The organism is Streptomyces sp. NPDC001270 (genome assembly GCF_042896695.1).
GTDB lineage: Bacteria > Actinomycetota > Actinomycetes > Streptomycetales > Streptomycetaceae > Streptomyces.
This window is the reverse complement of the sequence record NZ_JBIAXM010000001.1, coordinates 241,595-259,923: the sequence shown is the minus strand read 5'-3', so window position 1 is coordinate 259,923 and position 18,329 is coordinate 241,595. Positions and strand designations below refer to the sequence as shown.

Annotated in this window: 13 protein-coding genes; 5 read left to right on the top strand and 8 right to left on the bottom strand. The window is 69.1% G+C overall.

All coding sequences use genetic code 11. From position 1 onward, the window contains the following. Nucleotides 1–102 precede the first annotated feature (102 nt). The 3 genes from ACFY2B_RS01220 to ACFY2B_RS01210 all read right to left on the bottom strand — a co-directional run bounded on the left by ACFY2B_RS01220 (nt 103) and on the right by ACFY2B_RS01210 (nt 5,918). Nucleotides 103–615 carry a hypothetical protein gene (locus ACFY2B_RS01220; protein ID WP_390761064.1) on the bottom strand — a complete coding sequence of 171 codons (513 nt, stop codon included), beginning with the start codon at nt 613–615 and terminating at the stop codon, nt 103–105. Continuing rightward, complete coding sequence (locus ACFY2B_RS01215; protein ID WP_390761063.1) at nt 603–5,264, bottom strand: RHS repeat-associated core domain-containing protein; 4,662 nt, start codon at nt 5,262–5,264, stop codon at nt 603–605. Before ACFY2B_RS01215 ends, ACFY2B_RS01220 begins: the two co-directional genes overlap by 13 nt. A 174-nt stretch (nt 5,265–5,438) precedes the next feature. After that, nucleotides 5,439–5,918 (bottom strand): hypothetical protein, encoded by a 480-nt coding sequence (locus ACFY2B_RS01210; RefSeq protein ID WP_390761062.1) that lies wholly within the window; start codon nt 5,916–5,918, stop codon nt 5,439–5,441. A gap of 609 nt (nt 5,919–6,527) precedes the next feature. Between ACFY2B_RS01210 and ACFY2B_RS01205 the strand changes: the two genes are divergently transcribed. Both ACFY2B_RS01205 and ACFY2B_RS01200 read left to right on the top strand, forming a co-directional pair. After that, complete coding sequence (locus tag ACFY2B_RS01205; RefSeq protein ID WP_390761061.1) at nt 6,528–7,451, top strand: helix-turn-helix domain-containing protein; 924 nt, start codon at nt 6,528–6,530, stop codon at nt 7,449–7,451. Between the two features lie 43 nt (nt 7,452–7,494). Beyond that, nucleotides 7,495–8,391 (top strand): hypothetical protein, encoded by an 897-nt coding sequence (locus ACFY2B_RS01200; protein WP_390761060.1) that lies wholly within the window; start codon nt 7,495–7,497, stop codon nt 8,389–8,391. 134 nt (nt 8,392–8,525) lie between these two features. On the opposite strand, the gene ACFY2B_RS01195 is transcribed toward ACFY2B_RS01200, so the two are convergent. Both ACFY2B_RS01195 and ACFY2B_RS01190 read right to left on the bottom strand, forming a co-directional pair. Next, nucleotides 8,526–9,410: a carbohydrate-binding protein gene (locus ACFY2B_RS01195; RefSeq protein ID WP_390761059.1), complete on the bottom strand. Its 885-nt coding sequence runs from the start codon at nt 9,408–9,410 to the stop codon at nt 8,526–8,528. Between the two features lie 38 nt (nt 9,411–9,448). Continuing rightward, nucleotides 9,449–10,576 carry an AraC family transcriptional regulator gene (locus ACFY2B_RS01190; protein ID WP_390761058.1) on the bottom strand — a complete coding sequence of 376 codons (1,128 nt, stop codon included), beginning with the start codon at nt 10,574–10,576 and terminating at the stop codon, nt 9,449–9,451. A 293-nt stretch (nt 10,577–10,869) separates the two neighbouring features. Here ACFY2B_RS01190 and ACFY2B_RS01185 point away from each other — a divergent pair, with 293 nt between their 5' ends. Next, a complete protein-coding gene (locus tag ACFY2B_RS01185) occupies nt 10,870–11,814 on the top strand; it encodes a LysR substrate-binding domain-containing protein (RefSeq protein ID WP_390761057.1) in 945 nt (314 codons plus the stop codon). Between the two features lie 240 nt (nt 11,815–12,054). Beyond that, nucleotides 12,055–13,437: an alpha-lytic protease prodomain-containing protein gene (locus ACFY2B_RS01180; RefSeq protein WP_390761056.1), complete on the top strand. Its 1,383-nt coding sequence runs from the start codon at nt 12,055–12,057 to the stop codon at nt 13,435–13,437. 140 nt (nt 13,438–13,577) lie between these two features. Here the strand turns inward: ACFY2B_RS01180 and ACFY2B_RS01175 are convergent, their stop codons facing one another. Continuing rightward, nucleotides 13,578–14,225 carry a hypothetical protein gene (locus tag ACFY2B_RS01175; protein ID WP_390761511.1) on the bottom strand — a complete coding sequence of 216 codons (648 nt, stop codon included), beginning with the start codon at nt 14,223–14,225 and terminating at the stop codon, nt 13,578–13,580. A 111-nt stretch (nt 14,226–14,336) separates the two neighbouring features. Between ACFY2B_RS01175 and ACFY2B_RS01170 the strand changes: the two genes are divergently transcribed. Beyond that, nucleotides 14,337–14,666: a hypothetical protein gene (locus ACFY2B_RS01170; protein ID WP_390761510.1), complete on the top strand. Its 330-nt coding sequence runs from the start codon at nt 14,337–14,339 to the stop codon at nt 14,664–14,666. Between the two features lie 168 nt (nt 14,667–14,834). Here ACFY2B_RS01170 and tuf read toward each other — a convergent pair whose 3' ends face one another. Further along, nucleotides 14,835–16,028 carry an elongation factor Tu gene (gene tuf, locus ACFY2B_RS01165; RefSeq protein WP_376533047.1) on the bottom strand — a complete coding sequence of 398 codons (1,194 nt, stop codon included), beginning with the start codon at nt 16,026–16,028 and terminating at the stop codon, nt 14,835–14,837. A 156-nt stretch (nt 16,029–16,184) separates the two neighbouring features. Then, nucleotides 16,185–18,311 (bottom strand): elongation factor G, encoded by a 2,127-nt coding sequence (fusA, locus tag ACFY2B_RS01160; RefSeq protein ID WP_390761055.1) that lies wholly within the window; start codon nt 18,309–18,311, stop codon nt 16,185–16,187. Between the last annotated feature and the right edge of the window lie 18 nt (nt 18,312–18,329).

Here is an 18,329-nt window from a genome sequence, read left to right as displayed (position 1 = left end):
GGACAGTCTGCCATAGGGGGCGGGGGGCTGGCCAATCGGGCGGTAGAGGGTACCCCGGGGGTGGTGGGGGTCAAACAGAGGGCGGGCCACCCGGAGGATGCCTCAGAGCCACTCGTTCTCCTCGCCGTCCTCGTCCTTGGCGTGTTCACGCAGCACGACGACGAGTTGCACCGGTGCGTCGGTGTCGCTCTGCCTGACGCCGGCCAGCAGCACCTTGCCCGAGATCGTCCACGCCGTGTGTTCGATGTAGTCCTCGCCGTCCGTCAGGTCCTCGCCGGATTCCTGGAGGCGTGCTCCCAACCCGCTGGATTCCAGCCGTGCGACCACCGACGGGAGTTCGGCGACGGCAGCGTCGTACAGGTTCTCGATGTACGTCTCGGGGTCCGGCCGCTCGTCCTCGACCTCGCGGTACCAGAGGGTGAACTGCACCTCGACCGGCCCGGCGCCCTGCACCCAGGCGCTGGCGCCCGCGCGTCGCCAAGTGGTGGCCCACGCCTTGGCCGGGTTCCTGCGCTCGCCGTCCCACCCCGCCTCGGTCAGGACCGCTGCCACGGCCGGGCCGGTGAGTTCGTCGAGATCGGACAGCTGACCCAGTTCAGCGGTTACGTCAACCATTTACTCATTCCGCTCATCCCATTGCCCGGCACGTGAAAGACCGCGAGTGTACCATTCGCAATCGCGTCCGGGAAATGCTTTCCGAGCACCTCGCGGAAGTGAGCGGCGCCCGATTCGTTTGAAATGGCGTAGCGAACTCCCTTACCTCCGAGTCCGTCATTGAGATCCAGGAGCTTGCCCGCCTGGCTGGTTATCTTTTCCTCGCTGTAGAATTCACTCTCAGGATTGTAGGCAGACTTGGCCCACTCCTTCTCCTTCCCTCCGGTGAATTTTGCTTCCATGATCCAGCCATGGGCCGGTCCGCCGTCCACGTGCACTTCACGACCGTCGGCGAGCTTCCATATCTGCTCGTAGTCCGTGCCGGAGACGAGGCGCTGGTACCTGAACGAAGGACGCTTCAGCAGTTTGTCGGTCAGCCAGGCGAGCCCCTTGAAGGTCGGGCAGGACTGAAGGCCCAGCGGGTCGGACCAGTCGAGCGGGTTGACGACGTACGCGTAGTGATCGGCTCCGGCCAGCAGCCCGAGCGGGTCGGGCGAGAGATAGCGGGACGTCTGCGGGTCGTAATAGCGGAAGTAGTTGTAGTGGAGGCCGCTCTCGTCATCGAAATACTGCCCTGGGAAACGCAGCCGGCATTCTTCGGAACGACTTTCTGGATCCAGCTGCTCGCCCCACAGCAGGGATCTGCTCTTCCAGGTCAGCTCCCCTTGGGGGGAAACCAGTTCGGTCGGACTTCCGGCCAGATCACCGACGATGAGCCGGAACCGTCGGTCCACCTCTTCCTGGGGAGCATCTCGAAGCCATTCGCGTCGGCTCTGGGCCACTGGCCGATGACTGTCGGGTGAATACTCCCAGGTGATGCTCACCCGCTCAGCACCGGTGTGCCGTATTTCCTCCGCCAGGCGATTTCCGTCCCACACGAAGAAGACCGTCTCTTCGACTGCGCCCGACGCGTCCAGCCGCTCCTTGCTGATCCGGCGCCCGAGCGGGTCGTAGGAGTAGCGCCAGATCGCGCCGTCGGGCGTCTCCAGACGGGTCATCCGGTCGTCCGCGTCCCACGTGTACGTCCAGGTCCTGCGCCGGCCGGAGAGGGTGGCCGCGCTCCTCTTGACCACTCTGCCCTGGGCATCGTAGGAGTAGGTGATCCGGCCGGTCCTGGTGAGCCGGTTGCCGTCATAGGTGAACCGCTGCGGCGGTTCGTCGGCGAGCCCGGTTCGTGAGCCGTGCGCGGAGGCCAGGTTTCCGGAGGAATCGTACGCGTAGCTCTCGCTCCAGGAATCCGCACGGACCGCAGTCACCCGACCCGCCACGTTCAGTGTGTAGCTGCTCCTTCGGCCCCCCGCCTCCACCGTCTCCACCAGACCCGCGGGCGCGTGGAGGTACTCACGGTCGAGTGCCGTCTCCCCGGCCCCGTCCCGTTGCGCGCCGCCGTGTGCCGGAACCACCGTCTGGCGGCGTAGACGGTGCAGCGCGTCCCATGTCTGGAGCAACGACAGTGCACCGTCGAGCCGGATCTCCGTCTGCCTGCCGGCTCTGTCGTGTGCGAAGTGCAGAGCGTGGCCGAAGGCGTGCAGTTCCAGTGGGAGGCCGTCCGCGCCGTACGAGAAGACGCTCCGCGCCCCCGACGGAGTGATCCGGCTGAGACGACGGCCCATGAGGTCGTATGTGAATCTGCTGGTACGCCCGTTGACTGTCTCGGACGTGACCCGCCCGTACGCGTCATGCTCGAACGAGAGGTCCGCGTCGGGCGACCGCACGTCCTTGAGCAGCCCGGCGTCGTCGTAGCGGAACACCGTGATCGAGTGGCCGGTCTGTTTCCGCACGACGTTCCCGTTGAGGTCGCGTACGTATGCGATCTCTTCACCGGCTCCGTTGGCCTGTTTCACGAGCCGTCCCACCTCGTCGTGGACATAGCGCACCCGTCGGCCGTCGAAGTCCTCCTCGGCCATCAGGCGGCCGACCTCGTCATAGGTGTACCGCCAGGTGAGTTCCCGCTCATTGGTGACAGCGATGAGCCGCAACTCCGTGTCGTAATCGAACCGAAGGCTGTCTCCTCCGGGGTGGGTCCGGCTCACGAGGAGATCGAAGTGCGCATACTGCGAGACCGTGGTCGTACCTGCCGCATCCGTGTGGGAGAGAAGGTTTCCCTCCGCATCCCAACTCCAGGTGGCGAGGCTCCCGTCGGCCGCGGTCCGTTCCCTGGGCCTGCCCTCGACGGTCCATGCCATGCGGGTCACACCGCCCAGCGGGTCCACCACGGAGCTGACCCGTCCGAACGCGTCCCGCGTGTACTCCACGACCGCACCATTCGGGCCGGTCACCCGCACGGGCAGCCCCGCCGCGTTCGTCGCGAAGACGACAGCCGAGCCCATGGCGTCGGTCACGCCGGTGAGGTCGCCTGTGGGGCCGTAGGTGAACCGCGTCACCGCTTCCCCTGGTTCGTTCACGGACGTTCGGTTGCCGCGCTCGTCATAGGTGTACGTGCGCACCGCGCCGTCCACTCCCACCGTCACGACGGGCAGGTGGAACGCGTTGTACTCGGCGGTCGCCCGGCGGCCGTCCGGCCCGATGACGGCCGTGACATTGCCTGCCTGGTCGTAGGTGTACGAGGTCTCCCTTCCGACCGGGTCGATCTGCGTGAGCAGGCGCCCGTAGCGGTCCCACTCCAGCGATTCGCTGCGGCCGGCCGCATCGGTCACCCGGACCAGGTGCAGGAGTTCGTCGTAGTGGTATCGCGTGCTGTGCCCGAAGGAGTTCGTGTAGGTCGTTGTGCGGTGCGCCGGGTCGTAGGAGATGACGCAGTCGAGGAAGCCCCCGGCGCCCCGCCCTTCGATGCAACGGTCCTCCTCGTCGTAGGTGAACCGGTACCAGTTGCCGTTGCGATCGGTCCAGGAGGTGATGCGGGCCTGGTCGTCGTAGCTGAGCCGGAAGGGGATGCCGGAGGAGTTCTGGATATCCGTGAGGTCACGGTCGGACGAATAGCCGTAACGCAGGAGCGGCTGCGAACTCCCGTCATCCCTACCGCCGCGCAGAAGCAGACCGGTCACCAGACCGTCCGTCGTCTCGACCACCACGTGATATCCGCCGGAGTGGCGCACAGCGGTCGGGGTTCCGTCAGGCAGCCGGTCGAAATCGACGCGATTGTCATTGCGGTCGGTCATCGCGGAGAGCACCAGCATGTAGGGCATGCCCGGAAGCTGATCGTCCACCACCGAGAAATGGCGGGTGACGCCGAGAGCCGGATCGTATATGCGCAGGGTGCCGCTCTCCGGGCCGTCCCACTCAAGAGGCCATCGCGGCCCTTCGATGGACAGCGTCGGCTGTCCCGGGCGGGGGACCGGATAGGCCAGGATCATCCCGTCTTCCGCGGCGAACAGGACGCCCTGGTCGTCCAGTTCGACCCGCTCGTCGAGCGTGGACGCCCACGACCTTCCGAACCAGCGCCCTTCCCGGTACGTGGAGATGTGCGTACGTCTGAGAGCCAGTGACAGCACACCGGGCAGCTCGATGTCCGTGTCGTACATGAGCATCTCTCCGGTGACCATGTCGATGGGGTCACCGCCCGGGCATCGCCCCGCAAGCGCCTTGGCCCGCTTCGCCAGGTCCCCCGCGCCGCCCCTGAGGGAGGCGAGACCTGCTTTGCCCAGACCGCGCAGCCCTGCCGCCATGCCCTTCAGGCTCTTGAGACCTTTCAGCCCCTTGGCCAGTCCGCCGAGCGTGGTCATGCCCTTCATACCGGGTATGCAGTCCAGCGCCGCGAAGGCCACGTCCCACAGGGACGCCCGGCCTTTCGAGTACTTGTAGAGCGTGTCGGCGAGCACGACGAGTGCCGCCACCAGCACGATCGCGCCCAGGATCGGCCCGCCGATGATCATCGCGACGATCCCGACGACCGTCACGACCACCTTGCAGACCGCGACGATCGAGTCCCAGTTGTTCTCGAACCAGTGGCCGATGTCCTGCCACCACTTACGGTTCTGGATCCCTGCGTCCGACGCCTCGTCGATCTTCGACTTCGCCTCACGGGCCGCCTCGTCACGCATCTTCCGCGCGTCCTCGGCCATCTTCTTCGCCGCGTCCAACGCACTCTGCGCGGCCGTCACGTCCGACTGCGCGTTGTCATGCGCCGACTTCGCGTTCTGGGCGTCCCGGGTCGCCGCGCGGACCTTCGCCTCGTCCGGCTTGCCGGCGTCCGACTTGCTGCCGGTCGGGTCATCCTTGTACTTGTCGGCTTCCTTGTTGGCGCGCGTCACCCACGAATCCGCCGAGGACAGACGCGACTTGGCCGAGGAGAGGTCGTCCTGCGCCTCCTTCGCCTTCGCCAGCGCCCGGTCCGCCAGCGCCTGCGCACGCTCCAGCTTCGGCCAGTAGTCCGCAAGGGCATCGCCGCACATCTCGTACGACGTCTTCAGCTTCTTCAGGTCCTTCGGAACCCCGCCGAACTGCTCCTTGAACGCCTCCGCCGACTTGCCCGCCCATTCCAGGAGCGTGTCCTCGCCCGCCATCCCCTTGACCAGACGCAACGCGTCGGAGACATCGTCCGCGAAGTCGTGCAGCTGCTTCGCCAGCGAACGCACCCGCTGCGGATCACCCGGAGTCGGATCCTTGTCCAGGTCGAGCGGATGCCAGTCCGCAGGCCGATGCCCCACCATCCCGCAACCCCCGTCACGCCCGCATCCTCAACAGCCCGTGCACGCGCGAACCTACAAGGAACAGGCGTACGACAGGAAGCCGGCAATGGCGGCGGACCTCGGCGCGGCAGTGACGTCCGCGCGCCGTAGCTCGGACGCCCGGTTGCCGGCCTCTGTACGGCCTCCGTGATGCCTTCATGCAACACCGTCGAAGGACTCGGCGAAGTCCTTCACCACCTCTGCGGAGAAGGGATCGCTCGCGGGGTCCTCCGGCGTCAACAGGCTGACGGAGTAATACGCGGCCATCAGGAGCCGCGTTCCCTCGGCCGCCGCACCGATGTCCGCGGCTTCGGCACTCACACCGGAGATCGTGGTTGCGTGCAGGGGACCAGGGTGGCGTCGGTAGAAGACGGCGTACGGTCCCTGCCCCGAGACGTCGAGCGCGTAACCGTTCTCATCCCAGAAGTCCTCCATCTCCGACCCGGAGGAGAAGGTGACGATCCCTGAGCAGTCGTCGTCCGGTTCGGGCAGCCACCAGTCCGCTGCCTGGACCGACGGCTCGCCGGACAACAGAAGGTGGGGCCACCGACGCTGGGCGCGCGCCACGAAGCGGCGCATGGCCTCGGGGAAGGACATGTCAGCGGTGAAGTCGGTCGAATGACCGGTGAGGTCCATGGCGGTTCCTCGCAGTGGTACGGATCAGGATCACCTGCCGCGTGCTCAGGTTTCCCAGGCTTCGCGATCTGCATGGTCATGAGGCCGGGGCGGGACTTGGAATCTCGCAGAAGAGGCGACGGATCGCGTCACGGCTGCGTGCCCAGGCGCCCGGTGAGTTTCCGCAGGGCCTCGTCGGATGTATGCGCCAAGAGGTCATCAACTGCCATCAGCTGCCGCGCGTCCAACACGATGTTCCCGACAGCGAATCGGGCCGTGGTCTGGTGCTCGTGGACGTGCTCGCTGACCGCTGGGGAGCGACCGGAGGCCCCGGCCGGCGCAAACCGTATGGGCCGAACCGTGCTTCCCGTGACCAGGCCCGTCTCTGCGCGCTCCGGTGCCGCAGCGGCCTTCTTCAAAGGAACCCGGGAAAAGAACCCCACCGAGCCCCACCCCTTCCGCCCGAACCCACACTCACTCGAGCGAGTGAACATTCCCGGCTCAGCTGGATCTCGCGGCCCCCAACTCCCCTACTCTCAGCGCAAACAACCGCAAACATGTGTCGGCCCCCGGCCGGGACTAGCGATCCCGATCGAGGGCCTGACCACCGAGGAAGGCACAAACTTCCTGATGGATACCGAGAACCCTAGCGTGCTCACGCACGCCCAGTCAGCCGTTACCGGCGACCAGCCCCCCTCCCGGGTGACCACCCCACGTCCCCGTGTTCACCCCGCGGGCGTGACCCACGAGAACACCCGCCACACCTCCCGCTTCACGGTGATCGGCAACCATCTCGCCCAGCACCCGGACCTCTTCCTCCTCGCGATCGGCCTGGCCTGCCACATCCAGTCCCTCCCGACCGGCGCCCGTATCGACATCAAGACGCTCACCGGTCGCTTCCCCGAGGGAGCGACCCGCATCTCCGCCGCCCTGCGCGAGTTGGAGAACCACGGCTACCTGCGCCGTGAACGCCGCCGCACCTCCGCCGGGCGGATCGTTACCCGCACGGTCTCCTGCAATCGGCCTAGGGCACACGAGGCGGCCCGTCGGCACGAACCCGCTCCTGCTCACACTCCCCCGCGTACGGACGGCAAAGACCCGGACACGCGCGGGCTCCGCGAACCCCGCAAGAAGCACCCCCTCCCGCCAGTCCCCCAACCGGCGTATCCCTCCCCCGTACTCCTCGAGACAGCCACAGACCTCCTCGCCGCCCTGCACCGCCAGGACGCGCGCCTACTGCTCAACGCCTGCGACACCGCGCATCTGGCCCCCGACGTCGCCGCCTGGCTCGAACGCGACGTCACGCCCGCCACCGTGGGCCAGGCCCTCATCACCGACCTCCCGCCCGAAGGCCCGCGCCGCCCCGCCGCCCTTCTCGCCCACGGTCTCACCGCCCAACTACCACCCCTGCCCCCGTTCCGCACACCGGCCGACCCACTGGCCATCCAGCATCCCCTCCGCAACTGCGACGGCTGCGATCGCGCCTTCCGCGCGCCCGAGCCGGATGCACGCTGCGGGAACTGCCGTACAGGCCGTACCCCACAGGCTGCCTGAGGGACAACCCGGTCGTGCCAGCAAAAGGACCCGAAAAACGCCCATGGTCAGCTCGTCCCACGAGGCGATGCACCGCATCTTCCAGGACCACCCGGGACTGTTCTCCCAGGTGTCCGAGGTGCTGGGCATCGACTTCGCCCCACCCACCTCGATCACCATCCTGCCCACCGACCTCACTGAGGCCCGACCGCTGGAACGCCGCGTCGACACCCTGCTGCGGTTGGAGACGGAGGACGACGAGCCGTTGCTCCTCGCGGTCGAGGCCCAAGGCAAGAAAGACCCGGACAAGCCCGCGAGCTGGGCGTACTACGCGTCGTACCTGCTCACCAAGTATCGGCTCCAGCCGATACTGCTGGTCGTCTGCCAGGACCGCGCCACCGCAGAATGGGCCGCACGGCCGGTCCGCTTCGGTCCTCCCCAGTGGCCCCTGCTCACCCTGCGCCCGCTCGTCGCGGGGCCACACAACATGCCGGTGATCACCAACCCGGCCAAGGTCCGCAAAGACCTCGCGCTCGCTACTCTGTCTGCCATCACCCATGCCACGCATCCGGACATCGGGGTCATACTCAAAACAATGACATCCGTGCTGCGGGACACACCGCACACGATCGCCGACCCAATCATCGAACTCATCGCACAAGGCATGGGCAAACACCCGGCCGCGGAACTCTGGAGGCAACTGGTGGCCGTGGACCTCTCCTTCTACAAGTCGTACATCTCTGAGGAAATCCGAGACGAAGGCCGAGACGAAGGCCGGGTCGAAGGCGAGACGCGGCGTGGCGCCGAGGATGTTCTCGCCGTTCTGGCGGAGCGCGGCATCGACGTCCCCGGAGAGGTCCACGAACGCATCACCGGCTGTGGTGACCCCGAGATCCTGCGCCGTTGGCTCCGGCGTGCCGTCACCGCCGGCTCCGCGGGCGAGATCTTCGCGGACGAGTAGCCCGCCTACGCCACCATCTCCCTCCAGACCGTTCGGCGGTGCGGCGCCGCGGACGTCCGACGGGGCGTTCGGCGGTGCGGCGCCGCGGACGTCCGACGGGGCGTTCCGCGGCGCCGCCGCTGTCCTGCGGTGCCTCAGGCCGGCAGCCAGAGGGCGGGCACGTTCGGGGGCTCCCAGCCGGGCTGGGCCGTGTGCGGCTGTTGGCACAGGTAGGTGCGGCCCGCGTACGTCACCTGGTCGCCGGCCCGGTACGCGGTACCCACCGCCCAGGTGCCGGACGGAGGCGGGGTGGTGGGCGGCTGCCCCGGGTCCTGGGGTACGTCCAGGACGAAGTCGAACGACGCCTCCCGGCCGCCGCCCGCGTCCCGCACCGTCATCAGCAGGCGCGGGTCGAAGATCGTGTCGGTGGCGTTGCGCGGCTCGTTCGGGAAGTACAGCTGGGTCGTCAGGATCGGGCGGCCCGGCGCCTGCACCTTGACGTGGAGGTGCCGGGTGCGGCCGGGGTAGAGGCCGGGGACGATCGTGGTCAGGGTGAACGCGCCCTGGGCGTTCGTGAACTGGTGGCCGCGCAGGCGGAACCCGGTGTTGTCGTAGGCGCCGTTGGTGTCGGCCTGCCAGAAGTCCAGCAGGACGCCGCTGATCGGGAGGCACGCGCGGCCGAAGACATAGCCCGTGACGGTCAGCGGGGTGCCGGGCATGCCCGGTTCCAGGAGGCTGCTGCGCTGCGGCGAATTGGGCTTGAAGTACGGGCCCTCGATCTGCTCCGGCGTGGGATCGTCGCCGTCGTCGCACGACGGGGTGAGTTCGGGTGCCTTGCCGGAGGCGGCGAAGGTGCGGGCGAGCGCCGGGGCACCGGCGAGGACCAAGGGGACGGCGGCGGTGGCCGCGAGCGCCGCGCGCAGGACCGTCTTGCGGCGGATGAGGCGAGGGGATCCGGGCTCCGCGGACTGCGGAGACTGCGCGGAGCCCGGGTGGTTCGCGGAGTCCGGGTGGTTCGGGGAGTTCTTCTCGCTGTCCATGCCTGCTCCTTGTGGGGGGCGTCGGATCGGAAAAGAACCTAGGCGTGGCTCCCCGGGGCTTCGATGGACTGGTGATGGCGGCTGTGGTGTTTTCGGAAGGTGCCGGGGCTGGTGCCGGTCTCCCGCCGGAAGAAGCGGCAGAAGTAGGCGGGATCGGCGAATCCGGTGCGCGCGGCGATCTGCCGTACGGACAACTGTGTGTGGGCCAGTAGTTGTTGGGCCTGGTAGGTGCGCGCCTCGATCAGCAGCCGGCCGGGGCTGCGGCCGGTGGCGGCGCGTACCGCCTGGGTGAGGTAGCCGGGCGTGACGCCGAGCCGGGCCGCGCACTCCCCGACCGTCCAGCCGACCGCCTCCCGCCCCGCGACGAGCGACGCGAACGCCTCGGCCACCGCCACCACCCGGTCCCCGACGGGCGCCCGGTCCCCGACGGGCGCCCGGTCCGCGACAGGTGCCCGGTCCCCAGCAGTCGTACGATCCCCGACGGGTGCCCGGCCCCCAGCCGTCGTACGGTCCCCGCTGGACGACCGCCCGCCGCCGCGGCCGCCAGACGGCCGGCAGCCGTCCCCCGCGGGCGCCGCGGGCACCGCGTCGCAGATCTCCGCCGCCGCGCCGGGCCGTCCGGGCACCGGCAGCCGGGCCGCCCGGACGACCAGGACGTGCAGCAGGGAGCGCAGGACGCCCTCGTGCCCGGCGGCCCGCTGCCGGTACTCCGCGATCAGTTCGGCCATCAGCCGCCCGGTCCACGCGTCGGCCTCCGCGTCCAGCGCGAACCAGCACCGCTCCCCCAGCCGCCGCAACGTCTCACGGTCGCCGGGATGGTCCAGCAGGAAGTCCTCGGTGAACAGGGCGAGCGTGCCGTCGGGGCCGTGGCCGCCCGGCTCCCAGTGGTGCACCTGGCCGGGCCGGATCACGGCGAGGTGCGGCGGTCGCAGCGGCCAGCGGGCGAAGTCGACGACATGGGCGCCCGTGCCCGCGGTCACGTGGACGATCTCATAGAAGGTGTGCCGGTGCGGCCGGCTCGCCCGCGCCAGCGGCCCCACCGCCTCGAAGGTGCCGACGGCGAACGGCACGGCCCCCGGCCCGGAGACCTCCAGCCGGTGCAGGGGCACGTCCCCGGCGGCGGGCGGGAGACAAGGCGTACCCGGTAAGACGGTGGTGCTGCGCATCGGCTCACCTTTCGCGAGAGGTACGGACCACAGGAGGTCATTGCACAGGTGCGGACCACAGGAGGTCATGCACACGAGCGGGACGCAGGAGGTCATGCACAGGAGCGGGGCACAGGTGCAGACCAATGGGGCGAGGGGTCACCATGCCACGTCCGTACGCTCCCTGGGAACGGCACCTCACCGCGCCTGGCCGTTACCGGCCCCTCGGTCCCGCACCGTTCGGCCCGCGGCACCGTGCCATTGGTCCCCACCAACCCCTTGCCCCCGTCCTGCCCGCGCCGCAAGCTCCCTTCATGGACCTGGAGTTGCGGCATCTGCGGACCATTCGGACGATCGCCGACGCGGGCAGCCTCACCCGGGCGGCGACGCTGCTCGGGCTCGCGCAACCGGCGCTGAGCGCCCAGCTCAGACGGATCGAACGGGCCCTGGGCGGCGCCCTGTTCGAACGCGGCCGGCACGGCGTACGGGCGACCGCACTGGGCGAACTGGTACTGGAACGCACCCGGGTCGTGCTGCCCGCGGTGAGCGAGCTCCAGCGGGAGGCGGCCCGGTTCGCCCGTACCCGGCGCACCTCGCAGCGGTTACGGCTCGGTGGCACCCACGGCCCCCTGCTGGGCGCGCTGGTGGACCGGCTGGCGGACGTGGCACCCGACGCGGCGGTGACCACCTGCGCCTCCTGGTCCGAGCGGGAGCTGGCCGAACAACTGGCGGAGGGCCGGCTGGACTTCGCCCTCGCCGGCACCTGCGGCTCGGCCGCGCCGCCCGGCGCCGCCCACCTGGTGTGGCAGGAGATCGCCGTCGATCCGGTGTTCGTCATGCTCGCCGACGGCCATCCGCTGGCCCGCGGCCCGGAGATCGACCTGGCCGCGCTGGCGGGCGAGGAGTGGGCCTGCGTACCCGGCGACGGCTGCTTCACCGCGGCCTGCGCGCGGGCCGGGTTCAGCCCGCGCCGCATGTACGAGACGGACACCGCGTCCTGCGTCCATCTGGTGCAGGTGGGGCGGGCGGTCGGGCTGTGCCGGGCCACGTTCCCGTCCACGCCCGGCCTCACCACCCGGCCGCTCACCGGCACGCCCCTCGTCTGGCGGCACCTGCTGGGCTGGCATCCGACGGCCCAGCAGCCGGACACGGCCGCCACCGTCCTGGCGCAGGCCCGCAGCGCCCACGCGGGCACGGCGGCGCGCAGCGACAGTTACGCCCACTGGCTGGCGGCGCACGGGGAGACACCCGCCGACTGACCGGGGCACGCCGCCGTTCGGCCGATCCCGCACTCCAGCCCCTGATCCTGGCCCGCGGCACCCGGCACCCTCCACCCGGCAACCGGGCCCTCGGCCCCGACGCCCGGCCCCCGCCCGTTCCCCCGGCAGACCCCCCGCGTTCCATAACACCCGGGCAGGGGGTCAACTGATGTCTTATGAAGACCAGTTGACACTCCTACGGTTTCGGCAGCTCCCCACCGAATCCGAGGAGACCTCCCCATGCTCCAACGACACGCCAGAGCCGCGTGCGCCGCCGCCGTGGCCACGGGTGCCCTGCTCGTGGCCGGGCTCAGCGGCTCCGCGAGCGCGCACCCGGGCCAGGCGGGCGCCCGCTCCAAAGCCGCCGCGACCACCGCCGCCGCGGCCCTCCGAACCGCCGAGGCCCCGCCTGCACTCATCCACGCCATGCAGCGGGACCTCGGCCTTGACCACGACCAGGCCGAGCGCCGCCTGGTCAACGAGGCCGAGGCGGGCGCCACCGCCGGACGACTGCGGGCCGCGCTGGGCGCGGGCTTCGCGGGCGCCTGGGTGCGCGGCCCGGAGTCGGCCGCGCTGACCGTGGCGACGACGGACGCCGCGGACGTACCGGCGATCGAGGCGCGGGGCGCCGACGCGGTCGTCGTGGGCCACTCCCTCACCGCGCTGGACGCCGCGAAGGCGCGGCTCGACCGCACGGCGGCCCACCGCGCCACCACCGACACCCCGGTCTGGTACGTCGACGTCCGCACCAACTCCCTCGTGGTGCAGGCCGTACGCCCCGAGGCCGGACGCGCGCTGCTGACGGCCGCCGGAGTGGACGCGTCCCTGGCCCGGGTCGTGAAGTCGGCCGAGCGACCCCGTCCGCTGTACGACCTGCGGGGCGGTGACGCGTACTACATCAACGGCAGCACCCGCTGTTCCATCGGCTTCCCGGTCACCCGCGGCACCCAGCAGGGCTTCGCCTCCGCGGGCCACTGCGGCCGGGCGGGCAGCAGCACCACCGGTGCCAACCAGGTGGCGCAGGGCACCTTCCAGGCGTCGGTCTTCCCCGGCAACGACATGTCGTGGGTGGCCACGAACTCCAACTGGACGGCGACCCCGAACGTCAACGGCTCCAGCGCCCAGGTCGCCGGGTCCACCGTGGCGACGGTCGGCGCGTCCGTGTGCCGCTCCGGCTCCACGACGGGCTGGCACTGCGGCACCGTCCAGCAGCTGAACACCAGCGTGACCTACCAGGAGGGCACCGTCTCCGGGGTCACCCGCACCTCGGTGTGCGCCGAGCCGGGCGACTCGGGCGGCTCCTTCATCTCCGGCAGCCAGGCGCAGGGCGTCACCTCGGGCGGTTCGGGCGACTGCACCAGCGGCGGGACGACGTTCTTCCAGCCGGTCAACCCGATCCTCCAGTCGTACGGCCTCACCCTGAAGACGACCACGAGCGGCCCCGGGGATCCGGGCGACCCGGGCGACCCCGGAGACCCGGGCGGCACCTGGGCGGTGGGCACCGTCTACCAGCCGGGAGACACGGTGACGTACGGCAGTGCCACCTACCGCTGCCTCCAGGGCCACCAGGCCCAGCCGGGCTGGGAGCCCCCGAACGTACCGGCGCTGTGGGAGCAGGTCTGAACAGGACGCTGTCCCGCTGTGCCATCCCCTCCCAGGGGAACGGGCCCGGACGCACTCTCCGATGCGTCCGGGCCCGTTCCGCGTCCCGATCCCACGTCCCGATCCACGTCTTGTCCCGCGCTCCGTCGGAAAAATCCCCGTCAGTCCGTGAAGCGGAACGTCGACGTGATCGCGTCGAAGATGTCGAAGAAGGAGTCGGCCAGGTCGAGGACCTGGCTGCTGCCGGCGACCAGGGCGACCTTGCCCTCCTGTCCGGGGACCGGGATGTACGTCTGCATCAGCACGGCCCGGACGGTGCGGCCCAGGCTGTCGTCCGGGACCGGGATGTCCTCGACGCCGTGGGTACGGGCGGCCGGGCCGACCCCGGGTATCTCGACGGTGGTCACCTTCCGCCAGGAGTCGCCCGCCTTCCTGGCCTCCTTGACGGCGAGCTGGGAGGCGATGGCCGCGGGGTCGGTGGGCAGCGGCTCGCCCTCGCTCGTGCGTCCGCCGACGAGGGAGACGGTGACCGAGCCGGTGACGGGGGTGTCGCCGCCGAAGCTCTCGGCCATGCAACCGCAGTACAGCGCACCGGACTTCCAGGCGTCGGCCGCGGCCCTCCGCAGGAAGCCGGTGTACGTGTCGCGGTACGGGGCCAGTTCCGGGTGGAGCGCCACCCGCTCGTTCACCATGCGCCGGATCGAGTCGTCACGGGACTCCGGGCGGACGTCGAACTCCCACCACGACTCCGGCACCTTGATGCGGAAGCCGCCGCGCTCGACGGTGAGCGCCTCCATGTAGCGGGCCACGGCTGTCGTATCCCCCGTTTCGTCGGTCACTTGTCCAGGCAGCGTGCTGTTGTACGGTGCGGCTCAGGTGGCCAGACTACGGGCCAGGCCATGAGAACGGGGGACGAGCCCATGGGCAACGGCAAGAGCGACCTCTCGCTCCCGCTGACCGAGCTGGAGGACTACGGTCGGCGGCTGCGCTCGATCAAGACCCGTCTCGACCACACCAAGAAGCTTTTCGAGTCCTACCGGGACGACATCGGCGACGGCAGGGTCAACGACGCCCTCGACGACTTCGAGTCGAACTGGGAGGACGGCCGCGAGGACATCACCCAGCAGCTGGACGCGCTCGCCGACATGTCCGACACGGTGGTGCGCGAGTTCACGAAGCTCGACGACGACCTGGCGAAGAAGGTCAACGACGCGGTGAAGACGGAGGACACCCGCGGCACCCGCAAGTGACACCGCCCGGCGGGCAGCACCGCCCGGGTGACGCCCGCCGGCGGGCAGCACGGCCGGGCGGCGGGGACGGCGGACGCCGAGAGGCCCGCACGACCGAGGTCGTGCGGGCCTCTCAGAGACCTACCGGTGCCAAGACCTACCGGGTCGGGGACCCGGATCGGCCCGAGATCACTTGTTGATCTTGGTGACCTGGCCGGCGCCCACCGTGCGACCACCCTCACGGATGGCGAACTTCAGGCCCTCTTCCATGGCGATGGGCTGGATGAGTTCCACCTTCATCTCGGTGTTGTCACCCGGCATGACCATCTCGGTGCCCTCGGGGAGGGTCACGACGCCGGTCACGTCCGTCGTACGGAAGTAGAACTGCGGACGGTAGTTGTTGAAGAACGGCGTGTGACGGCCACCCTCGTCCTTGGACAGGATGTACGCCTGCGCCTCGAACTCGGTGTGCGGGGTGACCGAGCCCGGCTTGATGATGACCTGGCCGCGCTCGACGTCCTCGCGCTTGATGCCGCGGAGCAGCAGACCGACGTTCTCACCGGCCTGGCCCTCGTCGAGCAGCTTGCGGAACATCTCGATGCCGGTGACCGTGGTGGTGGTCTTCTCGGTCTTGATGCCGATGATGTCGACGGTCTCGTTGACCTTGAGGATGCCACGCTCGATACGGCCGGTGACGACCGTACCGCGGCCCGTGATGGTGAAGACGTCCTCGATCGGCATGAGGAACGGCTTGTCGACGTCGCGCTCCGGCTCCGGGATCGCGCTGTCGACGGCGTCCATCAGGTCCAGGACCGACTGGCCCCACTCCTTGTCGCCTTCGAGGGCCTTCAGAGCCGAGACCTTGACGACCGGAACGTCGTCGCCCGGGAACTCGTACTCGGAGAGCAGCTCGCGAACCTCGAGCTCGACGAGCTCCAGGATCTCCTCGTCGTCCACCATGTCGGCCTTGTTCAGGGCGACGACGATGTACGGAACGCCGACCTGGCGGGCCAGGAGCACGTGCTCCTTGGTCTGCGGCATCGGGCCGTCGGTGGCGGCGACCACCAGGATCGCGCCGTCCATCTGCGCGGCACCGGTGATCATGTTCTTGATGTAGTCCGCGTGACCCGGGCAGTCGACGTGGGCGTAGTGACGCGCCTCCGTCTGGTACTCGACGTGCGCGATGGAGATGGTGATACCGCGCTGACGCTCCTCAGGAGCCTTGTCGATCTGGTCAAAGGCCGAGGCCTCGTTCAGGTCCGGGTACTTGTCGTGCAGCACCTTGGTAATGGCGGCCGTGAGGGTCGTCTTACCGTGGTCGATGTGACCGATGGTGCCGATGTTGACGTGCGGCTTAGTCCGCTCGAACTTCGCCTTCGCCACTGGGGTCCTCCTGTGGAGTGGTTCTGTACGCCTTACTTCATCGGCGCCAGGTGATCTTTGCTGTAAAGGCCCGGAACCCGGGGCATTCCGTCCGCGTTTGCGGAGGAATGCCCTGGAGGCTCCGGAGTCAAGCCTACGGCGTGTGAACGGGGTGTGTTACTCGCCCTTGGCCTTCGCGATGATCTCCTCGGCGACGTTCCGCGGAACCTCGGCGTAGGAGTCGAACTGCATCGAGTAGCTCGCGCGACCCGATGTCTTGCTGCGGAGATCGCCGACGTAGCCGAACATCTCCGACAGGGGCACGAGGCCCTTCACGACGCGGGCACCGGCCCGCTCGTCCATGGCCTGGATCTGGCCACGGCGGGAGTTGATGTCGCCGATGACCTCACCCATGTAGTCCTCGGGCGTGGTGACCTCGACGGCCATCATCGGCTCCAGCAGGACGGGCTTGGCCTGGCGAGCGGCCTCCTTGAACGCCTGCGAACCGGCGATCTTGAACGCCAGCTCGGAGGAGTCGACCTCGTGGTAGGCACCGTCGAGCAGGGTGACGCGCACGCCGGTCATCTCGTAACCGGCGAGGATGCCGAACTGCATGGCCTCCTGCGCACCGGCGTCCACCGAAGGGATGTACTCCTTCGGCACACGGCCACCAGTCACCTTGTTCACGAACTCGTACGACGCGTCGCCGCTCTCGATCGGCTCGATCGCGATGATGACGCGGGCGAACTGGCCGGTACCACCCGTCTGCTTCTTGTGGGTGTACTCGACCTTCTCGACCGCCCGGCGGATCGTCTCGCGGTACGCGACCTGCGGCTTGCCGACGTTGGCCTCGACCTTGAACTCACGCTTCATGCGGTCGACCAGGACCTCGAGGTGAAGCTCGCCCATACCGCCGATGACGGTCTGGCCGGTCTCCTCGTTGGTGTGGACCTGGAAGGACGGGTCCTCCTCGGCCAGGCGCTGGATGGCGACACCCAGCTTCTCCTGGTCGCCCTTGGACTTGGGCTCGATCGCGACCTCGATGACCGGCGCCGGGAAGTCCATGGACTCCAGGATCACCGGCTGCTTGTCGTCGCACAGCGTCTCACCGGTGGTGGTCTGCTTCAGGCCCATGACGGCGACGATGTCGCCGGCGCCCACCGACTCGATCTCCTCACGCTTGTTGGCGTGCATGCGGTAGATCTTGCCGATGCGCTCCTTGCGGCCCTTGACGGAGTTCAGCACGGCGGTGCCGGACTCCAGACGGCCGGAGTACACGCGGACGAAGGTGAGCTTGCCGAGGTGCGGGTCGCTCATGATCTTGAACGCCAGCGCGGACAGCGGCTCCTCGTCGGACGGCTTGCGCCGGACGACCTCCTCCGGGTTCTTCACGTCGTGGCCCTCGATGGCCTCGACGTCGAGCGGGGAGGGGAGGTAGCGCACGACCGCGTCGAGCAGGGGCTGGACGCCCTTGTTCTTGAACGCGGTACCGCAGAACACCGGGGTGACGGTGGTGTCCTCGCTCTTGCCGGACGCGATGGTGATACGACGGACCGCGGCGTACAGCTGCTCCACGGAGGGCTCCTCGCCCTCCAGGTACAGCTCCATGATCTCTTCGTCGTTCTCGGCGACAGCCTCGATCAGCTTGCCGCGCCACTCCTCGGCGGCCTCGGTGTGCGTGGCCGGGATGTCGACGGTGTCGTACATCTCGCCCTTGGTGGCCTCGGCGGACCACACCAGGGCCTTCATCGTCACGAGGTCGACGACGCCCTTGAAGTCGGCCTCGGCGCCGATCGGCAGCTGCATGACCAGCGGCTGCGCGCCCAGACGGTCGGAGATCATGTCGACGCAGCGGTGGAACTCGGCACCGGTGCGGTCGAGCTTGTTCACGAAGCAGATGCGCGGAACGCCGTAGCGGTCCGCCTGACGCCACACGGTCTCGGACTGCGGCTCAACACCGGCGACGCCGTCGAACACCGTCACCGCACCGTCGAGCACGCGCAGGGAGCGCTCCACCTCGACCGTGAAGTCGACGTGACCCGGGGTGTCGATGATGTTGATGGTGTGGTCGACGTCTTCCAGCGGCCAGTGACAGGTGGTGGCAGCAGAGGTGATCGTGATGCCACGCTCCTGCTCCTGCTCCATCCAGTCCATGGTGGCAGCACCGTCGTGGACCTCACCGATCTTGTACGAGACACCGGTGTAGAACAGGATCCGCTCGGTGGTCGTCGTCTTGCCCGCGTCGATGTGGGCCATGATGCCGATGTTGCGCACCCTGGCCAGGTCAAGCGAAGTGGTAGCCATGAGGCTTCAGTCTTCTCT

Bases quoted from the DNA above. Each gene is read 5' to 3' on its own strand.
- ACFY2B_RS01220 (WP_390761064.1), bottom strand. From the start codon at position 615: ATGGTTGACGTAACCGCTGAACTGGGTCAGCTGTCCGATCTCGACGAA.
- ACFY2B_RS01215 (WP_390761063.1), bottom strand. From the start codon at position 5,264: ATGGTGGGGCATCGGCCTGCGGACTGGCATCCGCTCGACCTGGACAAG.
- ACFY2B_RS01210 (WP_390761062.1), bottom strand. From the start codon at position 5,918: ATGGACCTCACCGGTCATTCGACCGACTTCACCGCTGACATGTCCTTC.
- ACFY2B_RS01205 (WP_390761061.1), top strand. From the start codon at position 6,528: ATGGATACCGAGAACCCTAGCGTGCTCACGCACGCCCAGTCAGCCGTT.
- ACFY2B_RS01200 (WP_390761060.1), top strand. From the start codon at position 7,495: ATGGTCAGCTCGTCCCACGAGGCGATGCACCGCATCTTCCAGGACCAC.
- ACFY2B_RS01195 (WP_390761059.1), bottom strand. From the start codon at position 9,410: ATGGACAGCGAGAAGAACTCCCCGAACCACCCGGACTCCGCGAACCAC.
- ACFY2B_RS01190 (WP_390761058.1), bottom strand. From the start codon at position 10,576: ATGCGCAGCACCACCGTCTTACCGGGTACGCCTTGTCTCCCGCCCGCC.
- ACFY2B_RS01185 (WP_390761057.1), top strand. From the start codon at position 10,870: ATGGACCTGGAGTTGCGGCATCTGCGGACCATTCGGACGATCGCCGAC.
- ACFY2B_RS01180 (WP_390761056.1), top strand. From the start codon at position 12,055: ATGCTCCAACGACACGCCAGAGCCGCGTGCGCCGCCGCCGTGGCCACG.
- ACFY2B_RS01170 (WP_390761510.1), top strand. From the start codon at position 14,337: ATGGGCAACGGCAAGAGCGACCTCTCGCTCCCGCTGACCGAGCTGGAG.
- fusA (WP_390761055.1), bottom strand. From the start codon at position 18,311: ATGGCTACCACTTCGCTTGACCTGGCCAGGGTGCGCAACATCGGCATC.